This is a genomic window from Pseudomonas brassicacearum subsp. neoaurantiaca (genome assembly GCF_013608025.1).
Lineage (GTDB): Bacteria > Pseudomonadota > Gammaproteobacteria > Pseudomonadales > Pseudomonadaceae > Aquipseudomonas.
In genome coordinates this window covers 156,065-181,883 of record NZ_VDLV01000001.1, presented here as the reverse complement: position 1 = coordinate 181,883, position 25,819 = coordinate 156,065, and the positions used below count along the sequence as shown (strand labels likewise).

The 25,819-nt window shown below is 61.3% G+C and carries 20 protein-coding genes and 2 pseudogenes; 8 read left to right on the top strand and 14 right to left on the bottom strand.

Annotation, left to right across the window (positions count from 1 at the left end; all coding sequences use genetic code 11):
* Positions 1-35 precede the first annotated feature (35 nt).
* The 7 genes from FHK92_RS00795 to FHK92_RS00765 all read right to left on the bottom strand — a co-directional run bounded on the left by FHK92_RS00795 (position 36) and on the right by FHK92_RS00765 (position 9,628).
* A complete protein-coding gene (locus FHK92_RS00795) occupies positions 36-1,238 on the bottom strand; it encodes an MFS transporter (RefSeq protein ID WP_181286348.1) in 1,203 nt (400 codons plus the stop codon).
* A 126-nt stretch (positions 1,239-1,364) separates the two neighbouring features.
* Positions 1,365-3,899, bottom strand: coding sequence for an efflux RND transporter permease subunit (locus FHK92_RS00790; RefSeq protein ID WP_181286347.1), 2,535 nt, complete (start codon positions 3,897-3,899; stop codon positions 1,365-1,367).
* 4 nt (positions 3,900-3,903) lie between these two features.
* The gene (locus FHK92_RS00785) at positions 3,904-4,998 is read right to left on the bottom strand and encodes a WD40/YVTN/BNR-like repeat-containing protein (protein WP_181286346.1); all 1,095 of its coding nucleotides are present in this window, start codon (positions 4,996-4,998) and stop codon (positions 3,904-3,906) included.
* A 69-nt stretch (positions 4,999-5,067) separates the two neighbouring features.
* Positions 5,068-6,432 carry a DUF1329 domain-containing protein gene (locus FHK92_RS00780; protein ID WP_181286345.1) on the bottom strand — a complete coding sequence of 455 codons (1,365 nt, stop codon included), beginning with the start codon at positions 6,430-6,432 and terminating at the stop codon, positions 5,068-5,070.
* Between the two features lie 12 nt (positions 6,433-6,444).
* Positions 6,445-8,124 (bottom strand): DUF1302 domain-containing protein, encoded by a 1,680-nt coding sequence (locus tag FHK92_RS00775; protein WP_181286344.1) that lies wholly within the window; start codon positions 8,122-8,124, stop codon positions 6,445-6,447.
* Positions 8,125-8,308: 184 nt separating this feature from the next.
* The gene (locus FHK92_RS00770) at positions 8,309-8,674 is read right to left on the bottom strand and encodes a Rieske (2Fe-2S) protein (protein WP_181286343.1); all 366 of its coding nucleotides are present in this window, start codon (positions 8,672-8,674) and stop codon (positions 8,309-8,311) included.
* A 15-nt stretch (positions 8,675-8,689) separates the two neighbouring features.
* Positions 8,690-9,628 (bottom strand): VOC family protein, encoded by a 939-nt coding sequence (locus FHK92_RS00765; RefSeq protein WP_181286342.1) that lies wholly within the window; start codon positions 9,626-9,628, stop codon positions 8,690-8,692.
* 318 nt (positions 9,629-9,946) lie between these two features.
* On the opposite strand from FHK92_RS00765, the gene FHK92_RS00760 reads away from it, so the two are divergent.
* Entirely contained in the window at positions 9,947-10,858 is a 912-nt protein-coding gene (locus FHK92_RS00760; RefSeq protein WP_181286341.1) for a LysR family transcriptional regulator, read from the top strand.
* Between the two features lie 215 nt (positions 10,859-11,073).
* The gene (locus tag FHK92_RS00755) at positions 11,074-12,231 is read left to right on the top strand and encodes an alpha/beta hydrolase family protein (protein WP_181286340.1); all 1,158 of its coding nucleotides are present in this window, start codon (positions 11,074-11,076) and stop codon (positions 12,229-12,231) included.
* Between the two features lie 87 nt (positions 12,232-12,318).
* Here FHK92_RS00755 and FHK92_RS00750 read toward each other — a convergent pair whose 3' ends face one another.
* Positions 12,319-12,918 (bottom strand): NADPH-dependent F420 reductase, encoded by a 600-nt coding sequence (locus FHK92_RS00750; RefSeq protein WP_181286339.1) that lies wholly within the window; start codon positions 12,916-12,918, stop codon positions 12,319-12,321.
* 72 nt (positions 12,919-12,990) lie between these two features.
* On the bottom strand, positions 12,991-13,725 hold the full coding sequence (locus FHK92_RS00745) for an SDR family NAD(P)-dependent oxidoreductase (RefSeq protein ID WP_181286338.1): 735 nt from the start codon (positions 13,723-13,725) through the stop codon (positions 12,991-12,993).
* Between the two features lie 113 nt (positions 13,726-13,838).
* On the opposite strand from FHK92_RS00745, the gene FHK92_RS00740 reads away from it, so the two are divergent.
* Positions 13,839-14,240 carry a winged helix-turn-helix transcriptional regulator gene (locus tag FHK92_RS00740; RefSeq protein ID WP_181286337.1) on the top strand — a complete coding sequence of 134 codons (402 nt, stop codon included), beginning with the start codon at positions 13,839-13,841 and terminating at the stop codon, positions 14,238-14,240.
* Between the two features lie 18 nt (positions 14,241-14,258).
* Here the strand turns inward: FHK92_RS00740 and FHK92_RS00735 are convergent, their stop codons facing one another.
* Complete coding sequence (locus FHK92_RS00735; RefSeq protein WP_181286336.1) at positions 14,259-15,146, bottom strand: LysR family transcriptional regulator; 888 nt, start codon at positions 15,144-15,146, stop codon at positions 14,259-14,261.
* A 94-nt stretch (positions 15,147-15,240) separates the two neighbouring features.
* Here FHK92_RS00735 and FHK92_RS00730 point away from each other — a divergent pair, with 94 nt between their 5' ends.
* From FHK92_RS00730 to FHK92_RS00710, 5 genes are all read left to right on the top strand, one after another.
* Complete coding sequence (locus FHK92_RS00730) at positions 15,241-16,287, top strand: Ldh family oxidoreductase (RefSeq protein WP_181286335.1); 1,047 nt, start codon at positions 15,241-15,243, stop codon at positions 16,285-16,287.
* A 1-nt stretch (position 16,288) separates the two neighbouring features.
* The gene (locus FHK92_RS00725; RefSeq protein ID WP_181286334.1) at positions 16,289-17,017 is read left to right on the top strand and encodes an ABC transporter substrate-binding protein; all 729 of its coding nucleotides are present in this window, start codon (positions 16,289-16,291) and stop codon (positions 17,015-17,017) included.
* A gap of 51 nt (positions 17,018-17,068) precedes the next feature.
* Entirely contained in the window at positions 17,069-18,373 is a 1,305-nt protein-coding gene (locus tag FHK92_RS00720) for a CitMHS family transporter (protein WP_181286333.1), read from the top strand.
* A gap of 130 nt (positions 18,374-18,503) precedes the next feature.
* On the top strand, positions 18,504-19,442 hold the full coding sequence (locus tag FHK92_RS00715; RefSeq protein WP_309109591.1) for a glycosyltransferase family 2 protein: 939 nt from the start codon (positions 18,504-18,506) through the stop codon (positions 19,440-19,442).
* A gap of 9 nt (positions 19,443-19,451) precedes the next feature.
* Complete coding sequence (locus tag FHK92_RS00710; protein ID WP_181286331.1) at positions 19,452-20,303, top strand: NAD-dependent epimerase/dehydratase family protein; 852 nt, start codon at positions 19,452-19,454, stop codon at positions 20,301-20,303.
* Here the strand turns inward: FHK92_RS00710 and FHK92_RS00705 are convergent.
* From FHK92_RS00705 to FHK92_RS27690, 4 genes and pseudogenes are all read right to left on the bottom strand, one after another.
* Positions 20,270-22,426, bottom strand: coding sequence for a glycosyltransferase (locus FHK92_RS00705; RefSeq protein WP_181286330.1), 2,157 nt, complete (start codon positions 22,424-22,426; stop codon positions 20,270-20,272). The two genes, FHK92_RS00710 and FHK92_RS00705, sit on opposite strands and share 34 nt — an antisense overlap.
* Positions 22,419-23,105 carry a 2OG-Fe(II) oxygenase gene (locus tag FHK92_RS00700; protein ID WP_181286329.1) on the bottom strand — a complete coding sequence of 229 codons (687 nt, stop codon included), beginning with the start codon at positions 23,103-23,105 and terminating at the stop codon, positions 22,419-22,421. Before FHK92_RS00700 ends, FHK92_RS00705 begins: the two co-directional genes overlap by 8 nt.
* Positions 23,099-24,445 (bottom strand): annotated as a pseudogene (locus FHK92_RS27695) (polysaccharide pyruvyl transferase family protein); the annotation flags it as partial. The gene FHK92_RS00700 and the pseudogene FHK92_RS27695, both read right to left, overlap by 7 nt.
* Before the next feature lie 132 nt (positions 24,446-24,577).
* Positions 24,578-25,801, bottom strand: a pseudogene (locus tag FHK92_RS27690) (ABC transporter ATP-binding protein); the annotation flags it as partial.
* Between the last annotated feature and the right edge of the window lie 18 nt (positions 25,802-25,819).

Here is a 25,819-nt window from a genome sequence, read left to right as displayed (position 1 = left end):
CTCTCCTCTTGTTCTTGTTTTGTTGAGACGTGAGATCAGCGCTCAGGCTGCGCCGCAACCGCAGCGGAAAAAGCCGAGCCGCTGCCACGCAATCGAATACAGGCCACGGCCACCAAGAGTTGAATTCCGGCAAAAATGCCCAGCGCGGCGGGCAACTCACTGGTCACCCCGCCGGTGATCGCCAGCACCACCAGCGGGCTGACGAACTCCCCGGCGAAGAACATCGACGTGAAACCACCGGCGGCGCGGCCACGCTGCTGGAAGTCGACCTGGGCCATGATCCAGGTGAGCAGGGTCGGCATCATCAGGCCGATACCCAGGCCATTGATCAGTACGGCGATCACCACCCAACCATGGCTGCCGGCCACCGCCAGCAACCCGCCGCCGATACCTGCGGCGACGAAGGCCAAGAGCATCTGCCGGTACGCCGGCACGCCACTGAACAAGCGGAAACTCAACGCGCCGACCAGCACGCCAAGTTGATTGGCGCCCATGGTCAAGCCAATCTGCTGCGACCCTTCGACATGCAGCAGGTTGAGCAGATAACCGACTTGTACCGGCACGATGAATAGGCTCAATCCAGCCAGGAATGACAGGGCGTACAACGGTGCCAAGGCGCGCCACGGAAATGGCCTGTTCATGGCCTTTTTCGCGGCGACGACATGCCCGCGCGGCTCCCACAACAGCCAGGCCATCAGCGGCAGCAACACCAGCCCCAAGCCATACAGCGCAAACGGCGTGCGCCAGCCGTGCTCACCCAGCACGCCCCCGATGGCAATGAAAATCGCCGCCGACAACGAGGTCGCGACCATTTGCAGGGCGAACATGCGTTCACGCCGCGCGCCGTTGTAGTAGTCGCCCATCATCGTGGTGCAGCACGTCATGATTGCCGCCTCGGCCAGGCCGATGCCGGCGCGGCTGACGACGATCGCCTGCAACGAATCCAGCCAGAGCGGCAGCACGCCACAGACGGTGTAGAGACACATCGCGCCGATCAGCAACGACTTGCGCCCGAGTCGGTCGGCAATGATTCCGGCGAACGGTGCCAACAGGGCAATCATCAGCGCCGGTAGCGTCAAGGCGATGGGAACCAGCACCGCGACGCCCGGCGTGTCGGCGAAGTGTTCCTGCATGCGCGGCAAGACGGGGGCCAGCAGCACCGCGCCGAGAACCGGCAGGCAACTGCCAAGCAACAGCAACAACGACTGCGGCAGCCGCGCCTGGCGTTCAACGTTCATCACGCACCTCCGGTGGTTGGGTCGCGCAGAACGCCACCCCGAAAGCGACCAGACCGGTTCGAAGCGCTAGCCAGAGATGCTGCTGGAGCTGATACATGCGAGGCATGGGAACATCCTTTCTTATTGTCATGACGCGATGGGTTGGGCGCAGGGCGTTGCGCGTTGATCGTGCCCCGAGGCCTGCGAACCAAGGGCCTGGTGCAGGCAATCACCCTCCTCGACCACGGCTGGCGTGAGCGCCAAACGTGTCGGTGGGCTGGGATCAGCCGACGCCTGTTCCCGGCTGATCCGTTCGCTCGGCAACAGGAAGTGCGCCAGGGCCGGCAACAGGACCAGGGCGCCGACCATGTTCCAGACGAACATGAACGCCAGCAGCACGCCCATGTCGGCCTGGAACTTGATCGGCGAAAACATCCACGTGGCCACGCCGATCGCCAGGGTCACACCGGTCAGCATCACCACCTTGCCGGTGGACAGCAGTGCCCGGTAATACGACTCAGACAGGCTGGTGCCCTGGCGCATGTGACCGAGCAGGATGCTCATCACGTACAGCGCGTAGTCCACGCCGATGCCCACGCCGAGGGCGATCACCGGCAGGGTCGCGACCTTGACGCCGATGTCCAGCCAGACCATCAGCGCTTCGCAGAGGATGGAGGTGAGCATCAGCGGAATCACCGCGCACACCGTGGCGCGCCAGGAGCGGAACGTCACCAGGCAGAGCAGGATCACGGCGCCGTAGACCCAGAACAGCATTTCCCGATTGGCCTGCTTGACGACGATATTGGTCGCGGCCTCGATTCCAGCGTTGCCGGCAGCCAGGAGGAACTGGACGTCATCGGTATTGTTCGCCGCCGCGAACTGCTCGACGTGATCCACCAGGCCGGTCAGGGTCTGCGCCTTGTGGTCGGAGAGGTAGGCATACAGCGTCAGCAGGCTGCAGTCTTCGTTATAGAGCCCGCGTGGCGCCCCGGCGGTGATCATGTTGAGCATCGCCTGGTTGTTCTGCAGCTCGTACCACTTCGGGCTGCCTTCGCTGAGGCCTACCAGCATCCGGCGGTTGAGCAGCGCCAGGGAATTGGTCGAGTCGACACCTGGCAAGGTGCGCAATTGCCAGTCGAGGGCATCGACCTTGTTCAGGATGTCATAGCGCGAACAGGCACTGGCGGGCGTCTTGATCATCACCGCGAACAGGTCGCTGCTGGCGCCGTAGTGCCGGGTCAGGAACGCGTCGTCCTGGTTGTAGCGCGAATCAGCCCGCAGTTCGGGTGCGCCCGCATCGAGATCACCGACTTTCAATTGCAGGCTGACCACGAAGCCGAGCGTCGCCAACGCCAGGCTCAAGGCGATGCACAATGCCGCCCAGCGACGCCGGGTGAACAGATCGAGGAAGCGCCAGAATCCATGACGATGTTGGCCGGCTTGCTCGGCGTGCTCGCTTTTCAGGCTCAGCCGCGCCGCGTGGCCGCTGACGCCGACATAGGAAAGCAATATCGGCAACAGGATCAAATTGGTGAAGATCAGTACCGCGACGCCGATGCTGGCGATCATCGCCAGGTCCTGGATCACCTGGATCTTGATGATCATCAGCACCGCGAAACCGACCGCGTCACAGAGCAGCGCTGTGAGGCCGGCGAGAAACAGGCGACGGAAAGTGAAGCGCGCGGCGACCACACGGTGCATGCCGCGACCGATGTCCTGCATGATCCCGTTCATCTTTTGCGCCCCGTGGCTCATGCCAATGGCAAACACCAGGAACGGCACCAGCACCGAATAAGGGTCCAGCTGATAATCCAGCAACGGCAGCAGGCCAAGCTGCCAGACCACCGCCACCAATGAGCAGAACACCACCAGCAAGGTGCTGCGGATGCAGCGGGTGTACCAATACAGCACGACGGTGGTGATCAGGATCGCCACGGCGAAGAAGATCAGGATCTGCCGCAGGCCGGCGATCAGGTCGCCGACTTTCTTGGCGAAACCGGTGATATGAATATCAACGCTGTCGCTCTGGTATTGGCTGCGCAGCGATTCCAGCTGTTGCGACAACCGGGTGTAGTCCAAGGGCCTGCCGTCGGGGGTGCGCTGCAACAGCGGGACCTGGATGATGCTCGAGGCCTGGTCGAATGCCACCAACTGACCGATTTCGTTGGACAGCTGCACATTGCGCCGCAAGGCCGCCAGGCTGTCGGAACCACCGTCGTAGTTATCCGGGATCACCGGCCCGCCTTCCAGGCCGGCTTCGGTCACGGCGACCCAGCGCGTGGCGGGCGTCCACAACGATTTCATATAGGCGCGATCAACACCGGGCAGCAGGTAGATCTTGTCGCTCAACGCCTGCAAGGTCTTGAGGTAGTCAGCGTCATAGATTTCGCCCCGCTTGTTCACCACGGCGATGCGCAAGGCGTTGCCCAGCCCGCTCAACTCCTGCTGGTGCTCAAGGTAGTTGGCAATGTAGGGATGATGGGTGGGGATCATTTTTTCGAAACTGGCATTGAGCTCGACACGACTGGACTGCCAACCCAACACCAGTGTGGTCGCCAGGCACAGCAGCAACACCCACAGGCGATGGTTGAACAATGCACGTTCGAGCATCGAGCCGGAGCGCGGATCGAAATCGTCGAACGCGTTCGCAGGGGATTGGGGGAACTTACCAGGGGACGTCATAACCTCACTCCGAAGCGGCAGTGGCTGGCTGCGCAATACGCTGCAGCCCGGTGAAACCGGCGACGACCAGGCTGCCATCGGCGGCCTCGATCAGACTTGAAACAGGCTTGCCCAACGGCTTGCCAAATGGCAGCAGCGCCTCCCCGCCGTTGCGAAACAGCGTGCCGGCCTGGTTGACCAGCAACACTTGGCCGTCGGCCAGGCGGGTGGCGTCGTTGAAGGAAATCGGTACAGGGACTGACAGGCGCTGGAAGCTTGTGCCGGCATCGTTGGAAACAAAGGCATTGCCCTTCAGCCCAGCGACCAGCAGCGCGCCATCGGCACGGCTCTGCAGCGTGAAGAAAGTGCCTTCGTAAGGGCTGTCCAACTGGCTGAACGACGTCGCGTCGTCGTCCGAGCGCGCCAGGTAACCTTGCTCGCCCGCCAGGAACCAACGTGGCCCTTGGCGACTGATGGCGTACAAGTGCAAGCCGTTCGGGTTGGCGATGCGCCCCATCAATGACTGCCAGGTCGCGCCGCCATCGGTGGTCTGCAGCGCCAAGCCATAGGCCCCGACGATCAACCCACGGTGTGCATCGATGAACTGGAGCGCCAGGAAGGGTTTGTCCGCTCCATCGGCAACCAGACGCTCGGCAGTTTGGACCCGTGCCAGGGCGTCGTCCGGGTTGGCCGCGGTGGCCTGCTCGGCCTTGGCGGCCTCCAGTTCCAGCTGCGCCACGCGCACGCCGTCGAGTTGCAGCGTCCAGTGCTCGCCACCATCACGCGTCGTCAGCACCACGCCTGCGTGGCCGACCGCCCAGCCCTGTTGCGCATCGACAAACTGCACCGCCGTCAGGCTGACCGACACCGGCACCGAAGCCTGACGCCAGCTCTGCCCGTTATCGTCGGAAAACACCACCAGCCCGCGCTCACCCACGGCGACGAGGCGTGTACCGGCACGCGCCAGATCGATCAATACACCGTTCTGTGCAGCCGATACCTGCATGGCCGGGGTCTTCAGCGGCACGTCCACGGCAGCCGGCCCGGCCAGGCACTCGCTCGCGGCGACCGGCAGACACAGGGCCAGGAGCAAGGCGCCCGCCTGACTGATTCTGTTCATAACCTACCTCGGAAAAACACTCGTCCCCCAAAGGCAGACCGACGGGCCTGCCCCTGGCTCTCAGCCCGGTTAGCGCACGCCGCGTCCAGCCATCGCCGCTGGCGAGAACTCCGAGGCCTTGTAGCGGTCCACCGCGCGATACTGCTCGGGCAACCCGGCATAGAGGTTCTGGATAAACCACGCACCGGAGGTCAGGTCATAAAAACCGGAAGACAGTTGCACCAGGCCTGGCAGGTCGGGCAATACGGAAGGCAGCGACCAGAGGGTCTTGGCCAGTTGGCCGCTGGCGTCCCAACGGTCGCCGAGCAGGGCTTGCCAGGTGTCCTCGTCGAGGTAGTAACGGCCCTTGGGCAACTGGTGGCGCTTGCCGGCGGCCACCGTCGACTCGACCACCCAGACGCGGTGCAACTCCCAGCGCACGTAATCCGGGTTCAGATGGTGCTTGCCCAGCAGGTCCTGCGGCTGGGCAGCGTTCTGCACCTTGTTGGTGTTGTAGGGAACGTAGATCTCCTGCTTGCCTACCAGTTTCCAGTCGAACCGGTCCGTACGCCCGCCCCACACGCTCAACTCATCGAAGGACATGACCCCGGCGGTGGAAGGCGTCGGCGTATCACAGCAAGCGTTGGGTAGCGTGCGCACGCGGCGCTGGCCGCTCAGGTAGACATGGGCCTGGGATTTGTCGCCGTTGATGTTTTCACGCCCGAGAATTTGCTCGCCAGCACGAATCGCCGGGCCGAGATTGACGAAGTGCACCAGCCAGTAGTCGCCCGAGTAGTTTTCGGGGCCGCCTTCCTGGAAGTAGTAAGGCATTTCCTGGGTCAACAGGCCGTCGCTGGTCATCACCTGGTTGCCGTCGGCCGTCATCAGATAGTGGCGAAAATGCCCCGCCACTGAAGTGCCGCGCCAGTTCAACACGTGGTTCCAGATCGCCTCGGTTCCGTTCTGTGGAATCGGAAACGGGATTCCGCCATAGGCACCGTCGGGAATCAGGCCGGCGCTGCTGTTGATCAGTTTGGCGCGGGTCGCATTCTTGAACGTATTGTCATAGACCCATTGCGGCGCGGCCGCCGTGCGCCGGGTCGGGTAGACATCGATGCGATAGGTCTCCGGAAAGCGCTTGAACAGCTCCTTGGTGCCGTCGCTGAGCTTGTCGGCGTACTTGGGCAGGTTCTGCGCGGTAATGCTGAACAAGGGCTTGTCGGCGGCAAACGGATCGCTGCGCTTGCCGCCCGGCACATAGCCCGGCTCGACCTTGGTGTAGCCACCGTCCCAGGCCGGGATGCTGCCGTCGGCATTGCCGGCCTTCTCGGCGCCGAAGGGCGTCAGGGTCTTGCCCAGCGCGGCGGCTTGCTCGACGCTGGCGGCCAGGGCGATCGGCGCGGCGGCGGCCAGCAGGGTTAAGCACAAGGCCTTTAGAGTGAACTGAATGGTCATGCGCAAATCCTCTTAGAACGTGGTCTTGACGGAGAAAGCCAGGTAATCCCGGTCCTTCAGCGACTGCTTGTAGTTGAACTGGTTGGCGGCGTTGAGGCTGGTGTCCTCGGGACCGTAGAAGTGGGTGTAGGTCAGCCCCACGGTCACTTGGTCCAGGTAGGTGGCGGAGACACCGACGTTCATGTCCCCTCCCCGGTCGGGACCGAACCCGCTGATCACCGCCGACTTGCCCATGGGGAAATAGCTGATGCCCAAGGGCACGCTGATATCCACGCCCGGGAAGAACTGGCGATAGGTCGGCGTGTACACCAGCTTCAAGCCCAGGCCGTCATCGGTGGCGTTGGGGTCCAGCGCGGCACGGTTCCTGGTCACGGCCAGCAGGCGGTTCCAGGCGACCTCGCCCACCAGGCTGGCTTCGTTGGCAACAAAGGAAGGGCCTAGCGAAGCCAGGACGTTGAGGTTGACGTGGGCCGTGCGGCCGACGGCGTAGAGGGCGTCATCGTTGTTGTCCGCGTCGACGCCCGGCAGGACGGTCTGGGCGTTGGACACCAGCGGCATGTTCCAGCGCATCGATGCCTCGCCGGCAAAGCTGTACTCATTCACCGAGGTCGCGAAACTGGCCCCCAGTACGCGAATATCTTCCGGGTAGACCCAGGAGTATTCGCCGACCTGCCCGGTGCTGAAGTTCGGCCCGGTGGCATTCGGCTTCAAATACAACGTCGGGGTTTTCTCGTGGTACTGCAGCGCGTACAGGCCGTAATCCGTCGTCCCGGTGTTGTACTTGAGCTGCAGGCCGCCCTGGCCGGAATTCCTGGCCTTCTTGTCCTTGCCATGGAAAAACGCCGCTGGGCTGTTGGCATTGCCGCCGAGGAAATCCGGGAATGGCCCACCCGTGATCAGCCGTTCATTGCCGTCGCCGATGGTATCGCTGGTGGAGAAATAGCTGCCGGCGCCAGGCAAGCGAGTGGCTTCCCACTCCAACTGGTAGAAGGCGCCCAATGACAGATCATCGGTCAGTTGGTAGGCGGTCGAGAGCTGGTTGACCGGCCGGGTGATTTCCTTGAACTGCGTGTTGGGCACCGACTGCGCCTTGACCACGTCCACCGGCGCCATGGCCCCGGCAATCCCGTTGCCGCCGAAGAACAGGCTCTCGCCCCAGATCAGGCCGTGGCGCCCTGCGCGAACCGACAAGGTACGGTCGGCCAGTTCACCGTTCCAGTAGACAAAGGCGTCCAGCAGTTCACCGTCGCCACCGTGCAATTGCTGGGTGTCGTGGGTGAATTCGTCGAAACCCACCGACCGCTGGTTGGCGCTGGCCGCGTCGTTGTTGTCGTTGCGGTCCTGGTACACGGTGTCGTACCAGGCGGCGCCGCTCAGACGGGCACCGAAGTTGTGAAAACCAATGTCCAGTTCGGAAAGAATATCCAGGCGATTGGAGATCAACCCCTTGCCGAAGTTGTGATCGCCGTCATTCTGGTTCAGCGCCGTCTGGCCCTCGCTGAGTTTGCTGCTGGGATCCTTCAGCCGCCAGGCCGCGCTGTACTTCAGCGTATTGTCCCAACGCAAGCTGAGATCGGGATTGCCGGTATCGATCTGGAAGGCCTGGGCAGCCGAGGCGCCAAGTCCCAGGCTCGCAGCAAGGGTCAGGGTAAAGGGGACGCGCCGCGACGCAGCGATCTTGCGAGTAGCCATCGAAGTAACCCTCTTATTGTTTTTTTTGTATGTCAGTTCTTCTGGTAAAACCGTGCCGCAATCCAGCCAGGCCTACCGACTGTTTTTGCACGCATTCGCTGCCGGGTTGTGTTCACTTTCTCGGCAAAGCAGGCGTTTGACTAATCGCATGTAGGGATACGATGTATCAGAAACCGCGATACGTTCATGACCCCGCAGGCACCTCCAATTGGCCGGCTTGGAGCACCAGCCAATCGGCCTCCGCGTGCCATTGCAGAGCAATCAGGCTTTCGCCCAGACATGGTCCGTAGACGCACACGCCAGTGTCCGGAAGGAACCTGGCACCGTGGGCGTAACAGATGATCTGGCGGCCATCGACGCTGAGAAAACGGTCCTTGCGGTACTCCAGGCGCACCTCCAGATGCGGGCAACGGTTGCGATAAACCCGCACCTCGCCGTCATGGCGCAGGGCAAACACGCTGTCCTTTCCGGTGCCCAGAGGGTCGAACCCGCGGGACTGCCCTTCGACCAATTCATCCAGGCGGCACAGCATCAACGCTTCATGACTCATGGACGAAATCCGCACTCAGGCCTGCTTGGGCGGCGGGCCGCTCGGGAACCATTTCTCCCGGGAGGTGAAAAGGAACAGCTGCGAGTTATCCGCCGACAGCGGCGCCTGGCGCGCTTGCCAGGCGTCGTCATGCTTGTCCATGTCGGCGTCGTATTCGATGTGGCAGCCCAGGGGGCTGTTGAAATACCAGAACCAGTTGGAGCCGAAGAGATGGCGGCCCGGGCCCCAGAAGCTGGTCCAGCCTTGCTGTTCGAAACGGCGTCCGGCCAGCAGCACTTCCGTGCCGCTGCCCAGGTGAAAGGTGAAGTGCTCGCAGCCCTTCATGTGCGGCGGCGTCTGGATCATGAACAGGCAGTGATGGTCATCGGAACCGGCCGGACGCATGAACGGGCCCGCGCCGACGAAGGCATCGGTGGTCACGAAGCCCAGGCGCTTGTAGAAGGCTTCGGCCTTGACCGCGTCCGGCACGAAATACACCACATGGGACAACGTGCGCGGCAAGGCCTGCATGTCCGGGTTGACTGCCGGCTGGTTGACCGGACGCTGGGGAGCATGGCCCGGTGCGTTGGTCAGATCGGCGGGCGCGCTGTACGGGCGTCGCACACTGACCTGGAAACCAATGGCGAAACCCATGTCATCCACACTGTGCACGGAACCGTCGGCGCCGCGAGTCACCGGGCGATCGCGCCCCAGCTCATCGGCGATGGCCTCGAGATCCGCCAAGCCGGCCACGCCATAGACGGTTTCACGAATCGAGGGTGCGGGCCCGATGGCCGCTGGCAAACGGACGTCATCCGCCCGGCGGATAATCACCGCCGTGCCGTCGAGCGCTTCGAAACGACCGCCCTCGCTGTCGACATCGACAGGTTGCAGACCGTAATCACGCAGGCAATGAGTACAGGCTTGAATATCGTCGACGCCAAAAATCAAGGCATCAAGACCGATGATGTTCATGGTTACCGCTCCATTGTAATTATTCAGCTCAAGGCCAGGCCCCGCCCGGGGGCTCCGTCTGTGCGCTGCCAAGACAGGTTTCGGAGTCGATGAAGCGTCACCGCCAACCGACTGTGGGCCGATACTGAAGGGGCAGGAATTCACTGACTAATCGCTTGTCGGGATGCGACCTATCGGCAAATGCGATACCTGCCGGCACCGCGCAAGCGGCGGGGAATATTGGATAGGCATCACTCGATTCGCCCGCTTGCGGGGCTTGACGCCGCGATAGGAAGGTCGGAATGTATTTACAAAATAAATACAAGAATCGAGACCGCCATGCGTTTCAACCACCTGGATCTCAATCTCCTGGTGGCGCTTGATGTGTTGCTGGAAGAGCAGAACATCACCCGCGCCGCCGAACGCCTGCACATGACTCAATCCGCTACCAGCGGCGTACTGGGCAGGCTGCGTCTGTATTTCGAAGATGAACTGCTGGCGCAGGTCGGGCGCAAGATGCAACCCACGCCCTATGCCCGTGAACTGGCGGCGCCGGTACGGGAGATATTGCTGACGATCCAGTCCTCGATTACCGCCAAACCGGTCTTCGATCCCGCCACCAGCAAGCGCCACTTCCGCTTGATCACCTCGGACTACCTGATCAGTGTCCTGTTCGCCCGGGTTATCCAGAAGATTTCCCTGGAAGCCCCGCACATCACCTTCGAACTGCTGGGCCCCGGCGACACGTCCACCGAGCTGCTGATGCGCGGCGAAGCGGACATGATGATCGTGCCTGAGCGCTACCTCATCGAAGGCCATCCGTCGCAGTTGCTGTTCGAAGAAGAACACGTTTGCGTCGTGTGGGATGGCAATACCCTGGTGGGCGACAGCATCACGCTGGATCAGTACATCGAGATGGGTCACGTCTCGGTGATCTTCGGCCGCAACCGGCAACTGAGCGTCGAAGAATGGCTGATGAGCCAATACGGCCTCACCCGCCGCATGGAAGTGGTGACCCACGACTTCAACACCCTGCCACAGCTGATCGTCGGCACCCAGCGTATCGCGACCATGCTCCAGCGAATGGCCAGGCTCTACGCCAACTACCTGCCGCTGCGCATCGTGCAGCCGCCGGTGAAAATCCCGGTGATGCGTGAGTTCATGCTCTGGCACCGCACGATGGAAGGCGATCCGATGCACCGCTGGCTGCGGGCGAAAATCAGCCAGATCATCAACGAGCTGGAGCAGTAGCGACTGCCCGCTGCTTGAGCTTTTCGCTGGCGTGCAGCCCATGGCCTCAAACCGATGGTGCACGCCCCCTCCATCGCCGTTCGCAATACCTCCCATCCCGACTCGCGATTGGCCAAACTACCGGCCTCCCCTTAGCCTGCTTCGAACCGTCAGGTCTGGCGATCCCGCTCCGGACCTGGCCGCCTGCCTTTGCTTGCACAAGGACAACAACAATCATGTTTCGCTACTTTCCAACCAACTACGTGTGGAACCTTTCCGTCGACCTGGCCATTGAAATGGGCGCCCGCATCGGCGAAATCGAGGAAATGTGCGCGCCATTGCAAGACGCTGCCAGGCAGCCGGATGCCGCCGGCAGCCAGGCTTTCCGTGAAACCTGGGCGAACATGGCCGACAAGCTGTGCGGCTTGGCTGAAGAAGACGAAGGCAAGGGACGGATGTTGTCCGCCGGTGAAAAATACAACCGCGCCGCCACCTATTACCTGAGCTGCGAACGCCTGCAGGCCCATGGTGCGCCTGGCCGCACGGCGTTGTACCAGCGTTTTCTACAGACCTTCCAGCGCGGCATCGAACTGTCGAGGGAAAACTGTGAGCGCGTGGAAATCCCCTACGAGGGCAAACACCTCAGCGGCCTGCTGGTCCGTGCCGAAGGCGTCAGCGGCCCCGCGCCGATCCTGGTGCAGGTCAATGGGCTGGATTCCACCAAGGAAATGAAATACCGCGTCGGCCTCCCCGCCTGGCTGGCGAAACGTGGCGTGTCGTCGTTGATCATCGACCAGCCCGGCACGGGCGAAGCACTGCGCCTGCATGACCTGACGGCGCGGTTTGACAGCGAACACTGGGCCAGCCGCGTGGTGGACTGGCTGGAAACCCGCGACGATGTCGACGCCAGGCGCATTGGCCTGGAAGGCGTGTCGCTCGGTGGTTATTACTGCCCGCGCGCCGTGGCCTTCGAGCCGCGCTTTGCGTGCGGTGTGGTATGGGGCGCCAATCATGACTGGCGCGACGTGCAGAAGCGTCGCCTGGAAAAGGAAGGCAGTTTCCCGGTGCCGCATTACTGGTCCCATGTGTCTTGGGTCTGGGGCGCCAAAGACACGGACCAGTTCATGGCCATCGCCGAGCAGGTCCATCTGGACGGCATCCTGGATCGCATCAAGGTGCCCTTCCTGGTCACCCATGGCGAGAAAGATTCACAGATCCCGTTGAAATGGGCACACCGCACCTACGACCAGTTGGTCAACAGCCCGAAACGCGAACTGAAAATCTTCACCGAACGCGAGGGCGGCGTGCAGCATTCGAGTTTCGACAACAGTATCAATGCCGGCCAGTACATTGCCGACTGGGTGGCGGAAGTGCTCGGTGGCCGTACGGCATGAACAGGATCTGACAAACCATTACGATCAGGCCCCGGCGGCGATTTGTTCGCCTGAGCCTGGTCGAATCAGAACAGGTAGCTCGACTCATCAGCCGAACTTGACCAGGTCCTTGAAGATCAGTTTGCCCCAGCTGTTTCCCCGCGCTTGCACCAGCAATCCTCCTTCCGAAAGCCCTCCCAGCATGATGGGGGCGAATCTCAGGTTTTGCGCAAGCGCACCCACCTGCTCCGCTGCGCCCTCATCGTCGCTCGCCAGGAACACGACTCTCCTGCCGCCCTGTACCGTCGGATCTTGTTCGAGGACAGTGGCGGTCAAATGGTTGAATCCCTTCACCAGCCTGGCCCCCGCAAACGCCTGCTCGACCACCTTGGAAGAAGGCAGGCCACCGAGCTCTTCAGGGGATACGCCATAGGCGTTTGTCACATCGATGATCGTCTTGCCCTCCCAGCTCGGCAGCGCCTTCGCGACCTCCCGGTGCGACTCGAAACGGACCGCTAGGAAGATAACGTCCGCCTCGATGGCTTGCGCCAGTGTCTTGGGAATGACCTCGGGCCCGATCGCGGCCGCAGCGGAGGCAAAGCTTTCAGGGTCACGCGTGGTTGCAACGCAGACGTCAATGCCGCTTCGGGCAAAGGCCTTGGCAAGCGCCTGGCCGATCTTGCCGAAGCCGATAATTGCGTAGCTCATAGGGTTTTCCTCAGGTGACTTCGCCCTGCGGGCTCCGCTTCTCGAACGGAGCGACCGGCCGGGCGCGAAAAATCAGATTTGCGCCAGGCCACCGTCGACGGCGACTTCGCTGGCGGTCATGAAGCTGCTGTCCGCAGATGCCAGGAAGGCGGCAACGGCGCCGATTTCCTCCGGATCAGCCATGCGCTGCAGCGGATTCATCGAGGCGAAGACCTTCATGCCCTCCTCGCCCAGCGCTTCCTTTGCCAGTTCGGTCGCCGTCGGCCCGGGCGACAGCACGTTGACCCGGATGCCGGTGCCCTTCAGGTCCTCCGCCCAGGTCCGGGCGAGGTTGCGCACGGCCGCCTTGCTCGCGCTGTAGACGCTGAATGCCGGAGCACCAGTAGTGCCGGCGCTGGAGCCGGTCAGGATGATCGAACCGCCCTGGCCCATCAGCGGCAATGCCTTCTGGACCGTGAAGATCGATCCCTTGACGTTGGTTTCGAAGGTTTCGTCAATGTGCTCGGCGGTGATCTGGCCGAGCGGCAGTGGGCTGCCCGCCCCCGCATTGGCGAAGACGATGTCGAGGGTCCCGCGTTCGGCCTTCACCGCCGCGTAGAGTCGATCAAGGTCGGCCGGATCGGAAACCGAACCCTTGACCGCCCGGGCATTCGGGCCAAGCTCGGCCACGGCAGCGTCGAGCGCTGACTGGCGGCGGCCGAAGATGAAAACAAAGGCGCCCTCCTCGATGAAGCGTTTGGCGGCAGCGCGGCCGATGCCGGTAGCGCCGCCGGTGATCACTGCGGTCTTTCCATTCAGTCTGGTCATGTCGTGCCTCCTCGTAGGCGTTGTACGCAAGCAGGAAAACTGATTGCTTGAGAACGAGGATGAAGCCCTGATAACCTAAGGACAAGTATGCACCTTTTGGTAAGTATCAAAAAATGACGACATCTCCTGAAATCTGCGACACCGGATGCGGGCTCAATGCCACGCTGCGCATCATCTCGGGCAAGTGGAAACCGCTCGTCCTGTTTTTTCTGCGCAACGGCCCGAAGCGTTACGGCGAACTCAAGCGCCTGATCCCGGGCGTCAGCGACAAAGTGCTGATCCAGCAACTGAAAGACCTGGAAGCCGACCGCGTACTGGCACGGACCGACTACAAGGAAGTGCCGCCACGGGTGGACTACGCGCTGACTCCGCTGGGCTCCAGCCTGGCCGAAGCGATCATCCCATTGTGCACATGGGGAACCGAACATGCGGCGGAAATGGCGAGCATCTTCGCCGAACGCGACGCGTTACCTGCGCAAGAACCCCACGAATCGCTTGATCGACAGACTGCGTGACAGCCAACGCAGCGGACGTTACGTCCTGATCCCCATCAACAGGTCGAAAAGCAACTGCGCCACGGGGGACAGCGTTCGTCCGCGACGTGAAATGAGCCCCAGGGTTCGGCTGATCGCCGGATTCGTCAAAGGGCGCGTGACCAGGGTCGCATGCCCTTCCGCCGGCATGGCCAGCTTGGGCACCACCCCCACACCCAGCCCTGCCTCTACCAGGCTCACAAGCGCTGGGACATGCTTCACCTCACAAAACGACCGGGGCCGGATATCGCGGTTGGCGAGTGCCTGGTCGATGAGGAAACGATTGCCGCTGCCCTGCGCGAGGCTGATGTAGTCCACCGTTGTCAGGTCGTCCCAGGTCAGTGATTCGCGTTCGGTCAGCGGATGGCCGACTTGCAAGGCAACGACAAACGACTCCTCCAGCAACGGCTGGAACACCACGTCGGCATCCTGGGTGCCGATGTAGGTCAGGCCAAAATCTGCCTCCCCTCTGGCCACCACCGTCAAGATCGCAGATGACGACTCATCAATGACCCGCACCCGGATTCCCGGGTATTTGGCGTGGTATTGCCGAATGACGTCGGGGAGGAAGTACGCCACCGCCGAGGGAACGCAGGCGATGGTGACTTCTCCGGAAAGTCGGTAGGCCAGGTCGTGAAAACCAATCAGCGCATTTTCCAGTTCGTTCAGCACATTGCGCGCTCGCGGCAGGAAACCACGGCCGATGGTGGAGAGTTCCACACGACGGGTGGTGCGCTCGAACAGTTGCACGCCCAGGGCCAGTTCAAGCTTGTCGACCCGACGCGACAGTGCGGACTGCGACAAATGCAGCGCCTGGGCAGCCGCGCTGAAACTGCCCAGGTCCGCTACGGCGAGAAAGCCGCGCAAATCCGCGAGATCGAAATTCATGCGTTTCCCTCATAGACCAAGCTTTTATTTGCATTTCTCTTTTTAATCAGCGACCGGCAACCTGTCAACTCAGTCGAATCCATGAGCTATTTCCATGCACAACAAAAACGAATCCGCTGATGTTTCCCTTGAAGACCTGCGCCAGCTGGGATGTCTTGCCTTCCAAGGGTTGGGGCTTGCGCCAGAAGCCGCCGAACAGGTTTGCGAGGTGTTGGTGCTTGCCGACTTGTTCGGTTTGACCACTCACGGCCTTAGCCGCATCGAGTCCTATGGCGAGCGCCTGGCCTGCGGCGGCATCAGTGCCGCAGCCGAGCCAACGGTGGAAACGCTTGCCCCCGCCATCGCTCGGGTAGACGGCTGCAATGCCGTCGGCCCACTGGTCGGCATGACCGCGCTGGAGGCCGGGATGAAGATTGCTCGGCAGTTCGGCATTGGCCTGGTCCTGGCGCGGGGCAGCAATCATTTCGGACCCGTTTCGCCCTATTCCTACATCGCGGCCGAGCAAGGCTTTGCCAGCATCATCGGCAGCAACGCGACCACCACGATCGCGCCTTCGGGCGGCAGTGACGCACGCCTGGGCAACAGCCCGTTGGGGTTCGGCGTACCGAATCCCGATGGCAATCACTTCATGTTGGACATGGCCATGAGCGTCGTCGCGCGGGCCAAGATCCGCAATGCCCTCACCCGCCAGGAAAGCATCCCGGACAACTGGGCAACGGATGCCAGCGGCAGGCCCACCACCGATCCCCGCGCGGCACTGGACGGCTTCCTGTTACCCATCGGCGGCCACAAGGGCTACGGGCTCGCGCTGGTGGTTGATTTGCTGGCGGGGTTGCTCTCGAACGCGGCCTATCTGACCCACGTGGAATCCTGGGTCGATGCGCCGGATGAGCCACAGAACCTGGGGCACTTTTTCATCCTCATCGATACCGCACGCCTTGGCTCCGCTGACTGGCTGAAGGAGCGCATGAGCGACTTCGCATCGATCCTTCATCAAAGCCCACCCATCGAGCCTGCGTCGCCGGTCATCGTTCCGGGGGAGATCGAACTGAAGAAGATGCGGCGCTACTTGCACGAAGGCGTGCCGGTGGATGCCGCCACCCGACGGTTATTGGATCAATACGCAAGTCGGGTGGCCTGAGATGACTTCATCACACGAAAACCTTGCGGCCGCCTTCAGCCCCACTGGCGTGCTGCGCGCGTCGATCAACGTCGGCAATCCCATCCTCGCGCGGCTGGACGAAGCCGGCAATGCGCTCGGTGTATCGGTCGATCTGGCCAATGCCTTTGCCGTGGAGCTCGGGCTGCCGCTTGAGCTGCGCGTGTTCAAAAGCGCGGGTGAATCCGTCACAGCGGTTTCCGAGGGCCGGGCCGATTTCGGTTTCTTCGCGATCGACCCGCTTCGCGCCGAACAATTGGCCTTCACCGAACCCTATGTGCTGATCGAAGGCTGCTACCTGGTCAGGGAAGACTCGCACCTGAAAGACACTGGCCAGGTCGATCAGCCAGGTCTCACGCTGGTCGTCGGCAAAGGCAGCGCCTATGACCTGCACCTGACGCGCGAGCTCAAGCACGCCCGGATTGTCCGCTCACCGACTTCACCGACAGTCGTCGATACCTTCCTCGCCGAGGGTGCCGATGTGGCGGCGGGCGTGAAGCAACAGCTCGAGTTCGATACCACACGCTTCCCCGGCCTGCGCCTTTTGCCGGGGCGTTTCATGGAGATCCGCCAGGCCATGGGCGTTCCCCATGCCTATGGCAAGGACGCCGCCGAATGCTTGCGACGTTTTGTCGATCGGGCCAAGGCCAGCGGCTTCGTTGCCGAGGCCATCAAGCGCCACGGCATCATTGGCGCCACGGTCCCCGGCTGACGACCACGCAAACGTCCCGGGTCCTCTCCAATAAAAACAAGAGTAACTGACATGTTGGCATTCCTTGGCTTATCGATGGTCGTGGTATTTACCTACCTGATCATGGCGAAGCGACTTTCGCCTATCGTTGCGCTGATCGTCGTACCGGTGGTCTTTTCGATCATCGCGGGCTTCGCGCTCACCACCGACAAGATGATGCTCGACGGCATCAAAATGGTCGCCCCATCGGCCGCGTTGTTGCTGTTCGCGATCCTGTTCTTCGGCGTGTTGTTCGACGCCGGACTGTTCGACCCGATGATCAAGACGATCCTCCGTGTAGTGAACGGCAATCCGGTGAAGATTGCCGTCGGCACGGCCATTCTCTCGTTGACCACCGCACTGGATGGCGATGGCACGACCACCTACATGATCACCTGCGCGGCGATGCTGCCGCTGTATAAACGCATCCAGATGAACCCGATGATTCTCGCCAGTATCTGCGTGCTTTCACTGAGCGTGATGGGTGGGATGACACCGTGGGGCGGGCCGGCGACTCGGGTCATCGCGGTGCTCGGACTGGACGCCGCCGAGTTCTTCATTCCGCTGTTGCCGACCATGGCCATCGGCGCCGCCGGGGTGCTTTACATCGCGTATGTACTGGGAGGGCGCGAGGTTCGGCGAATCGGCGTGATGACCTTGTCCAGTGGTGGAGATGACTGCTACATCGATTCCATCGTCGGCCAGGGTGAGCATAAAAAACCGAAGAACGTGGTGCCCAACCTGATACTGGTATCGATGGTGATGGTGTGCCTGGTAACCGGACTGCTGAATTCGGTGATCAGTTTCTTGCTGGGATTCGTGATTGCCCTGGTCATGAACTACCCGAACCTGAACCTGCAGAAAGAGCGCATGCTCGCCCACGCAGGCAATGCCATGGTCGTTGTATTGCTGGTGTTCGCAGCGGGGGTCTTCGCCGGTATCTTCTCCGGCACCAAGATGGTCGATGCGATTGCACAGCTGTTGGTCAATACCATCCCGCCGTCCTGGGGGCATCTGTTCCCGCTGGTGGTGGCGATCACCAGCATGCCGCTGACGTTCCTGTTGTCCAATGATGCTTACTATTTTGGCGTCGTGCCGATCCTGGCCAACGCCGCGGCGGCGTACGGGATCAGCCCGATGGAAATCGCCCGCGCCTCGGTATTGGGCCAACCCGTGCATCAGATCAGCCCCCTGGTGGCGTCGACGTTGTTGCTGGTCGGCATGATCGACCGAGACCTTGGTGACTTCCAGAAGAGCACGATCAAATGGGCGGTGTTGCTTTCGCTTTTGATGACGGGGTTGTCGCTGCTGACCGGGGCGATCAGTCTGTTTACTTGAGGACAAACGCTCCTCTGATATCGGATGCACTGGTCGAACCCCACCGACCTGCTATCTTCAACACAGACCTGAGTAGTTGCGATCCCATACGTATCCAGGTCTGTACAGGGAGTGGGTGAAGTTGGAAGCAGTGGAACTGCTCGCTATTGATGAATGGACGGCCACATCATCTCTACTTGGCGAGTGTGACGTGATCATCGTCAATTACAACGCCGCTGAGCTGTTGCTGGCGAGTGTCGGATCGGCATTTGCCGCCGGCGCCTCCAAGGTGATCGTGGTCGATAACGACTCCCACGACGACAGCCTGATGCGGCTGGAACAAACCCAAGTTGTCGGCGACTCGCTTCAAATCGTCCGTAATGCCACCAACCTTGGCTTTGCCGTGGCCTGCAACCAAGGTGCCCGCCTGTCAACGGCCCCCAACTTGCTTTTCCTGAACCCAGACACCGAGCTGGCCGCCAATGCCATTGACCGCATGCAGCGGGCACTGCGCAGCTCACCCGAAATCGGCATGGTCGGCGGGTTCCTGTGCAATCCGGACGGCAGCGAGCAAGCCGGTGGACGCCGGGTGTTTCCGACGCCCCGGCGTGCCTTCATGCGAGCGTTCGGACTTTCGCGACTCTCCGCTCTTTTCCCATCGATACTGTCCGACTTCCTGCTGCACAAGGAACCACTGCCCCGAACCCCTGTTGTCGTCGAGGCCATCTCCGGAGCTTGCATGCTGGTCAAGCGTGAAGCGATCGAAAGCGTCGGGTTGTGGGACGAAGATTATTTCCTGCATTGCGAGGATCTGGACTGGTGCATGCGCTTCCATCAGGCCGGCTGGCGCGTCCTGTTCGTGCCGGATGCCCGAGTGATGCATGTGTTCGGTGGCTGCAGCCGTCATCGTCCCTATTTCGTCGAGTGGCACAAGCACCTCGGTTTTCTGCGCTTCTACCGTAAGTTCTTCCGCCGCAAATACCCTTTGGCCCTGTGGTTCAGCGTGGTGATCGGGGTCTGGATTCGATTCGGCCTGATGGTCCTTCGCCACGCCACCACCCGGCTTGGAAAAGCATGGAACCCACGATAAGAGAGCTCGATGCAAATAGGAATGTTGGGCAGCTCCAGCCTCCTGGGCCAACGCGCATTGCCATTGCTGGCACAAGCCGGTCACTCGACAAGCGCGTTTACTCGAGGCGTGCCCAACGTATCTTGCCCTGGTGTGATGTGGCGAAACACCGATGACTGGCACGGACTGACGCTGGACACGTTCCTGTCGTTTGCCCCCCTCTGGGTGTTACCCGACTATTTGGAGCGCCTTGCCAACACCCAGGTCAAACGCATTGTCGCCCTCTCTTCCACAAGCCGCTTTGCCAAGCACGCATCACCCGACGCCAGGGAAAGGGACGTGGCGCAACGCTTGACAGAGGCAGAAGAAAAACTCGAGCAATGGGCGATCAAACGGCGGATCGAATGGGTGATCCTGCGACCGACCCTGATCTATGGTTTTGGCCGCGACAAGAACATTTCGGAAATAGCGCGCTTCATTCAACGCTTCGGATTCTTTCCGCTCATTGGCGGCGCGACTGGATTGCGTCAACCGGTGCATGGCGATGACGTGATCCAGGCGTGTCTATCGGCGATGACCACACCTGGCCTGCCCAGTGGTGGCTATAATCTCTCAGGGGGAGAAATTCTGCCCTATCACCTGATGGTGAGCCGGATATTCCAGGCCATGGGACGCCCGCAGCGAACGTTGCCCCTCCCCGCCACCGTCTTGAGCAAGGGCATAACGCTCCTGCGCTGCCTGCCACGCTACCGGCATCTTTCAAGCGCGTTGGTGGCGCGGATGAATGAGGATCTGGTGTTCGACCATTCGGACGCCCGTGAACGGCTTGGCTTTGTGCCCAGGGCGTTTCATTTGATGGATGAAGATTTGCCTGGTCGATGAACATGAGCCTGCCAAGCCCCCCATTTGCTTTCGAAGTAGGCCTGGTTCCTATCCCAGAGAGCCTGATATTCGCCGCTGGCGATTAGTTTCCGGAACGATGCCTGCCCGTAGTGATGGATAAAGGAGTCTTCAGCGCACACCGTCCGGTAGCCAGCCGCCTGCACGCGACGGCTGTAGTCGTCGTCCTCGAACATGCCGATGCCGAATGCCTCGTCCAGATACCCCACTTCTTCGAGGATGCCCCGGCGAAAGGCGACGCAAAACATCGCGAGCATTGGAATATCGAATGATCGCCCCTTGTGGGCTCCGGTATAGCGGTCTGCAAACGCTTGCATCTGTTGGATGTCAGCGTAGGCAACCTCGATTTTCGCCTCGTTGCCAACCTCATTCGTGACCGGTCCAACCAAGCCGATACTGGGTTCTCTCAAATGCATGACCAGCGGATCCAGCCAGCCGCCAGGCACTATCGTGTCGTTATTGAGCAGCAGCAGAATGTCACCGTCGGCTTCTCGCAACCCCTGGTTGTTGGCCGCCGCGAAGCCACGGTTGTCCGGGTTGAGGATGACCTTCGCGGTCGGCACCTCGTTGCGCAGGCGCTCAAGGTAATCAGCCGTGCCGTCCTTCGAGCCATTGTCGATCACAATGAGCTGGTAATTGGGCCAGGTGGTATTGCGAAGAATGCTGTTTATGCACTGAATCGTCAGGCTGAGATTGTTGTACGTCACGAGCACGATGGAGACTTTTTCGTACAGCCCGGCGATCGCCGGTTTCAGGCTATTGAATCGATCCTTCCAGTCATTGGCCCGGGCGAGTTCGACGCGCCGTTTGTACAAGGCCAAGTCGCGTTCGGCCAAGGCTCGCTCGATCTGCTCGATGAACTCATCGACCCCGGTCGCAAAGTACAGCAACTCTGCATAGATGCTCATTTCCGCCAATGGCGTTGAGATCACGGGTTTGCCTGCACTGATGTACTCGTAGAACTTCACCGGATCGACCGCGTGCGTCACGTTGTAGAGCCTGAAGGGAATCAGGCAGGCGTCGAAATGATCCAGGTAGCGCGGCATTTGCGAGTAAGGCTTGCGGCCCAGCAACCGCACGTTTGGCTTGTGCTCCAGCCCCGCCAGATCGTCGACGAAAATGTCTCCCACCAGGATGAAGTTCCACTCTGGGCGCCGGTCCGCCAACGCCGCCAGCAATGGGTAGTCGAGCCATTGAGCCAGGGCGCCGTAGTAACCAATGACCGGGCCGACCAGCCCACTCAGCAAATCATTGGTGAAACAGTGCTGCCGGAAAAAATCGAAATCCACCGCATTGCGCACCAGCATGCACCGCGGATTATGGGCGCACCATTTCTGGTAAAGCAGCGCGGCGGAAACAGTCACCAGATCCGCCTCCACAACCAGGGCCCTTTCCTCACTCAGCAATTGGTCGCCGATGTTCGGAAAACCATCCCAGTCATCCATGCAATCGTAGTGCACGCGCCAGCCATGCCTGGCGCGCAAGCTGAATGCCACGGGGCTCCAATAGGCAATGTGCACCACCGAGAGAGCGGTTCTGATCTGCATGTCGGCGATCAACGCAGCCAGGGCAAGCAGCAAGGCCTGATGATTCTCAGGCGTTACCACTTTTTCGTAATATGCCTCTTGCGCCTCGCGTTGCAGTGCCACTTCGAAGATATTGGGCGCTACCGACGTCAGTCGATAAAGCTGTCCCTCCTGCGGCAAACTGGAGGGCACGATGTAAAAAACCCGATGACCATTGCTCGCAAACTGCCCCATCAATTGCTGCGGTCGCTGGAAGCGTGCGTCCCAATCGATATTGGCGAAGCAGAGAATATCCAGGCGCCCTTTCGTGACGAAGTCCGCTTCCACACCAGGGGTCGGCAACGGCCCCGGCGCTGTTGGGTAGCCAGTCGCGGCGACCGGTTCGGGCAATTCATGGGTTGCGCCAAAACCATAACGCATCACCCTGAACAGCGCGCGCAGTGGCCGGGTGAAACGCCACGAACGAGTCTTTTGCAGGAAGTCCACTTTTGCCAGGGCGATGTCGCGCTCGTTGATGGCCGCGTCTCTTTGAGCCAAGGCGGCGTCGCGGTCGATCAAGCTGCTGTCGATCTTAAGCACGTGGGTACCCATGCAGCGGAGTGCTGTCGCCCGCCGGCCACATCGAGCTGAGGGATCCCGGTCGATAGAACGTCGCAGTCAGGCTTCGGCGGGAAGAATGGCAACTGCTCACCACGGGCGTGACGGCATGCCAGGATTTATCCGAACGCACCAGGATCGCCGAATTTCCCACCAAGGGCTCGATCTCGGCCGCCACGGCGCTGGGATCGTTGCCGTGCAGGATGTTCAGGCATCCGCCGTCGTTGCGGTCCCAGGACTCGTTGAAGTAAAGGATATGGGTGACCAGTTTATCCGGCAGGTCCGGATGCGCGCCCAGGCTCGCGCCGGGGCCGTAATGAAAGACGTTGACTTCCATCGGCACGCTGCGCAGGTCGATCCCGGTCAGCGCCGACATCGCCTCTCGATAGCCCGCCGAACCAAGGTCCTGCGCCAGCTTCAACCACGCCTCGCTCAGTTCCTCCGGAAAAGCGATGGCATGGGTGCCCATGCTCACGAGGGCGCGGGCCTCATAGTCATAGTTTTTCTCCCCACCATAACCACTCACCGTCTTGAAGTGATCATGGGGAAAGGACGCCGCCAACGCGGCGGCATCCTGGGGCGAATACAGACCGCCGATTTCAGCCCATGAGAACGGATGAGCCTTTAGCGCCGCAGGCGTGAGACGAGAGATATCTAGCATTGTCTGTTCTTGTTCGCTGTCAGGTTTCTGATACCACGGGCGATCGAACGCAGTGGCGCGGTCATTCGGAACGAGTTGGAGTTCTGCAACTCAAGCATCCTGGCATCACCGAGGGCCAGCTGCTGGCTGAGCTGAACGATCCGTTGTTCTTGGGCCAGGCTTTGTGCCTGCTCGATGAGGTCTGGCTCCCGTGCGACGGGGCTTCGCGGCGATTGCGCCGGCGCTGGGTCGCGCCCCTCGGCCGCGGCTTCGAGCAGATTGGGCAGGTGTTGTAGAAACGCCCCCAATACCGGCTGGGACACGGTTTTACCTTGGCGAATGATCGCTGCGACCCGATCCCAGTGCTCGACCAATTGGTCGGCCGCCGCACGCGCCGCCGGCGATGGGCAGGCCTTGCCCAGGCGTGCGACGAACCATTGTGGGTCGATTGTCGCCGGGTCCGGCAACGCATGAAGTGAGTCGAATTCCGCCAGCGCCGTGTATTTGCCTGTCGTCAGGTCCGCCGAGCAAAACACCGGGACGCCAAACGCCAGGGCGGTGATTGCCAGGTGGTAGCTGTGGCCGATCACCGCTTGTGCCTGGCTGATGATTTCCGCCATCAGCAAGGGTTCAGGCCAGAACGGCAAGGTGGTGGCCCCCGGCAGGCGCGCGGCAATGACCGAGTGATCGTCACCCAGCACCGGACCTATCGGCACCACCAGGAACCGATAACCCTGGAACGCCTCGGGGTGGTCTTCGAACAGTTTCATGAACGACTCCACGACATGAATGGCGTGGATCACGATGTATGGACCAGTCAGCCCGGCGTGCTCGCGCAGGCGAATGAACTCAGCGGAGGGCTGCCGTTCATCGATCAGGCGAGGCAAGCCGAACGCGGTATCGGGCAGCACCTCGATCTCGGCGCGCTGGGTGAGCGCGCCCAGGGTGTCGCGCGTTGGTGCGTCACGGACTCGCACGTACTGGCTTTGCTCGAGGGCCATCGTCAATAACGGCCTGGCCCAGGCGGGAACATCATTGCAGTGCATACCGGGGGCGTTCCATATGATTGGAATCGCATGCTGCAACGCAATCAGCGCAGGCGTCAGCCAATAACCGGTCGGGTGATGAATATCGGGCGTTGTCGGACCATAGCCGTGGGCGACGATTTTATCGAAGCGGATCAGGAAGCCCCCGCCGATCAATATACCGTCCAGGGTGGACGCCACCTGGGGCAACTCCGTCAAGGACGTCACCGCGTAGGGCCATTCGGATCGGTTTTTTCCGTGATAGGAGAACCGGTGCAGATTGACTGAGCCCAAGCGTCGGGCCAACTCCGCCTCGGCAATGATCGGAAACAGCAAATCACCGTAGTTTTCGACGTCGAAGGTGCCAAATATAGCGACCTGCCACGTGCGCCCGTCCTGGTGTCCCATCAATGCGTTCTCTCCTTGAATCCGGCAGGCAAGCGGCTCGACCGGCCGTGGGTCGATCCGCTGCAACCCCAGGTCCACCATTCCCAGGAAGTTCTTTTGGCTCGGCAACATGTCGAACGCCAAGGGCGCGACTTGTTTCTCGATCAGTTGCGAGGTGTCCTCCGTCGCTCCGTGCAACAGCTTGAGGGTGACATGGTAGCGACCCTCGGCGAGATTGGCCGGGAAGCGCACCGTGATTGTCGATCGCCGCCAGCCGTTCTCGACAGGGCCTGGTTGCAGCGCGAAGTTGCCGCCTCCGATCACCAACAGCCTGGCTTCCTGGACAGTGAAGCTGATGCTGGGCTGAGTGATCGACTCATGCAGCAACGCCTCGACGCGAATCTCGATGTCGTCGCCATACAGGTAGCTGGAGGTAAGCTGCCCGGTGTTGGTAAAGCAGGCGGTGCTGATGTGCCCTTCTTCAGTTCCAAAGGCCATCCCTTCCTTCCCGCCCATGAACGGCTTGCGCGTCACGGGTATGTTGCCGCCACTGGCCCAACGACGTTGCTCGTCACGCATGTCGAGCAAGTGCAGCTCGGCCATTTCATCGGGCGAGCCGCTGGCAACGATCCGGCCCCCGCGCAGATAAATGACCCGGTGGCAGAAGCGCTTGACCATGCTCATGTCGTGGGAGACGAACAGCAGCGTGGTGCCTTTCGCAGCCAACTCTTCCAGCCGGTTCAGGCACTTGAATTGAAAGGAGGCATCGCCGACGGAAAGGGCCTCATCGACGATCAGCACTTCGGGCTCCACGCAAACCGAAACAGCAAAGGCCAGCCGTACCAGCATCCCACTGGAATAGATCTTGGTGGGTTGATCGATGAAGTCGCCGATATTGGCAAAAGCGAGGATGTCATCAAAACGAGCGTCGATTTCCGAGCGATCCAAGCCCAGCACCGCCGCATTCACATAGACGTTTTCCCGGCCGGTGAACTCGGGATTGAAGCCTGACCCCAGCTCAAGCAGCGCCGCGATCCGGCCATTTGCCTGGACGTTGCCCCGGGTCGGCGACAACGTTCCGCAGATCAGTTGCAACAGGGTGGATTTGCCACTGCCATTGCGGCCGATGATGCCAACGGTCTCGCCCCTTGCAATCGTCAGGGAAACGTCGTCGACGGCCCAGAATTCACGATAGAAACGCTTCCTGCCACGCACCAGCATCTGCAACAGACGGTCCTTGGGCGCATCGTAAATCTGATAACACTTGCTCAGGTTCTCGGCACTGATGGCCACTTCAAACGACATCGGCAAAACCCTTCCATG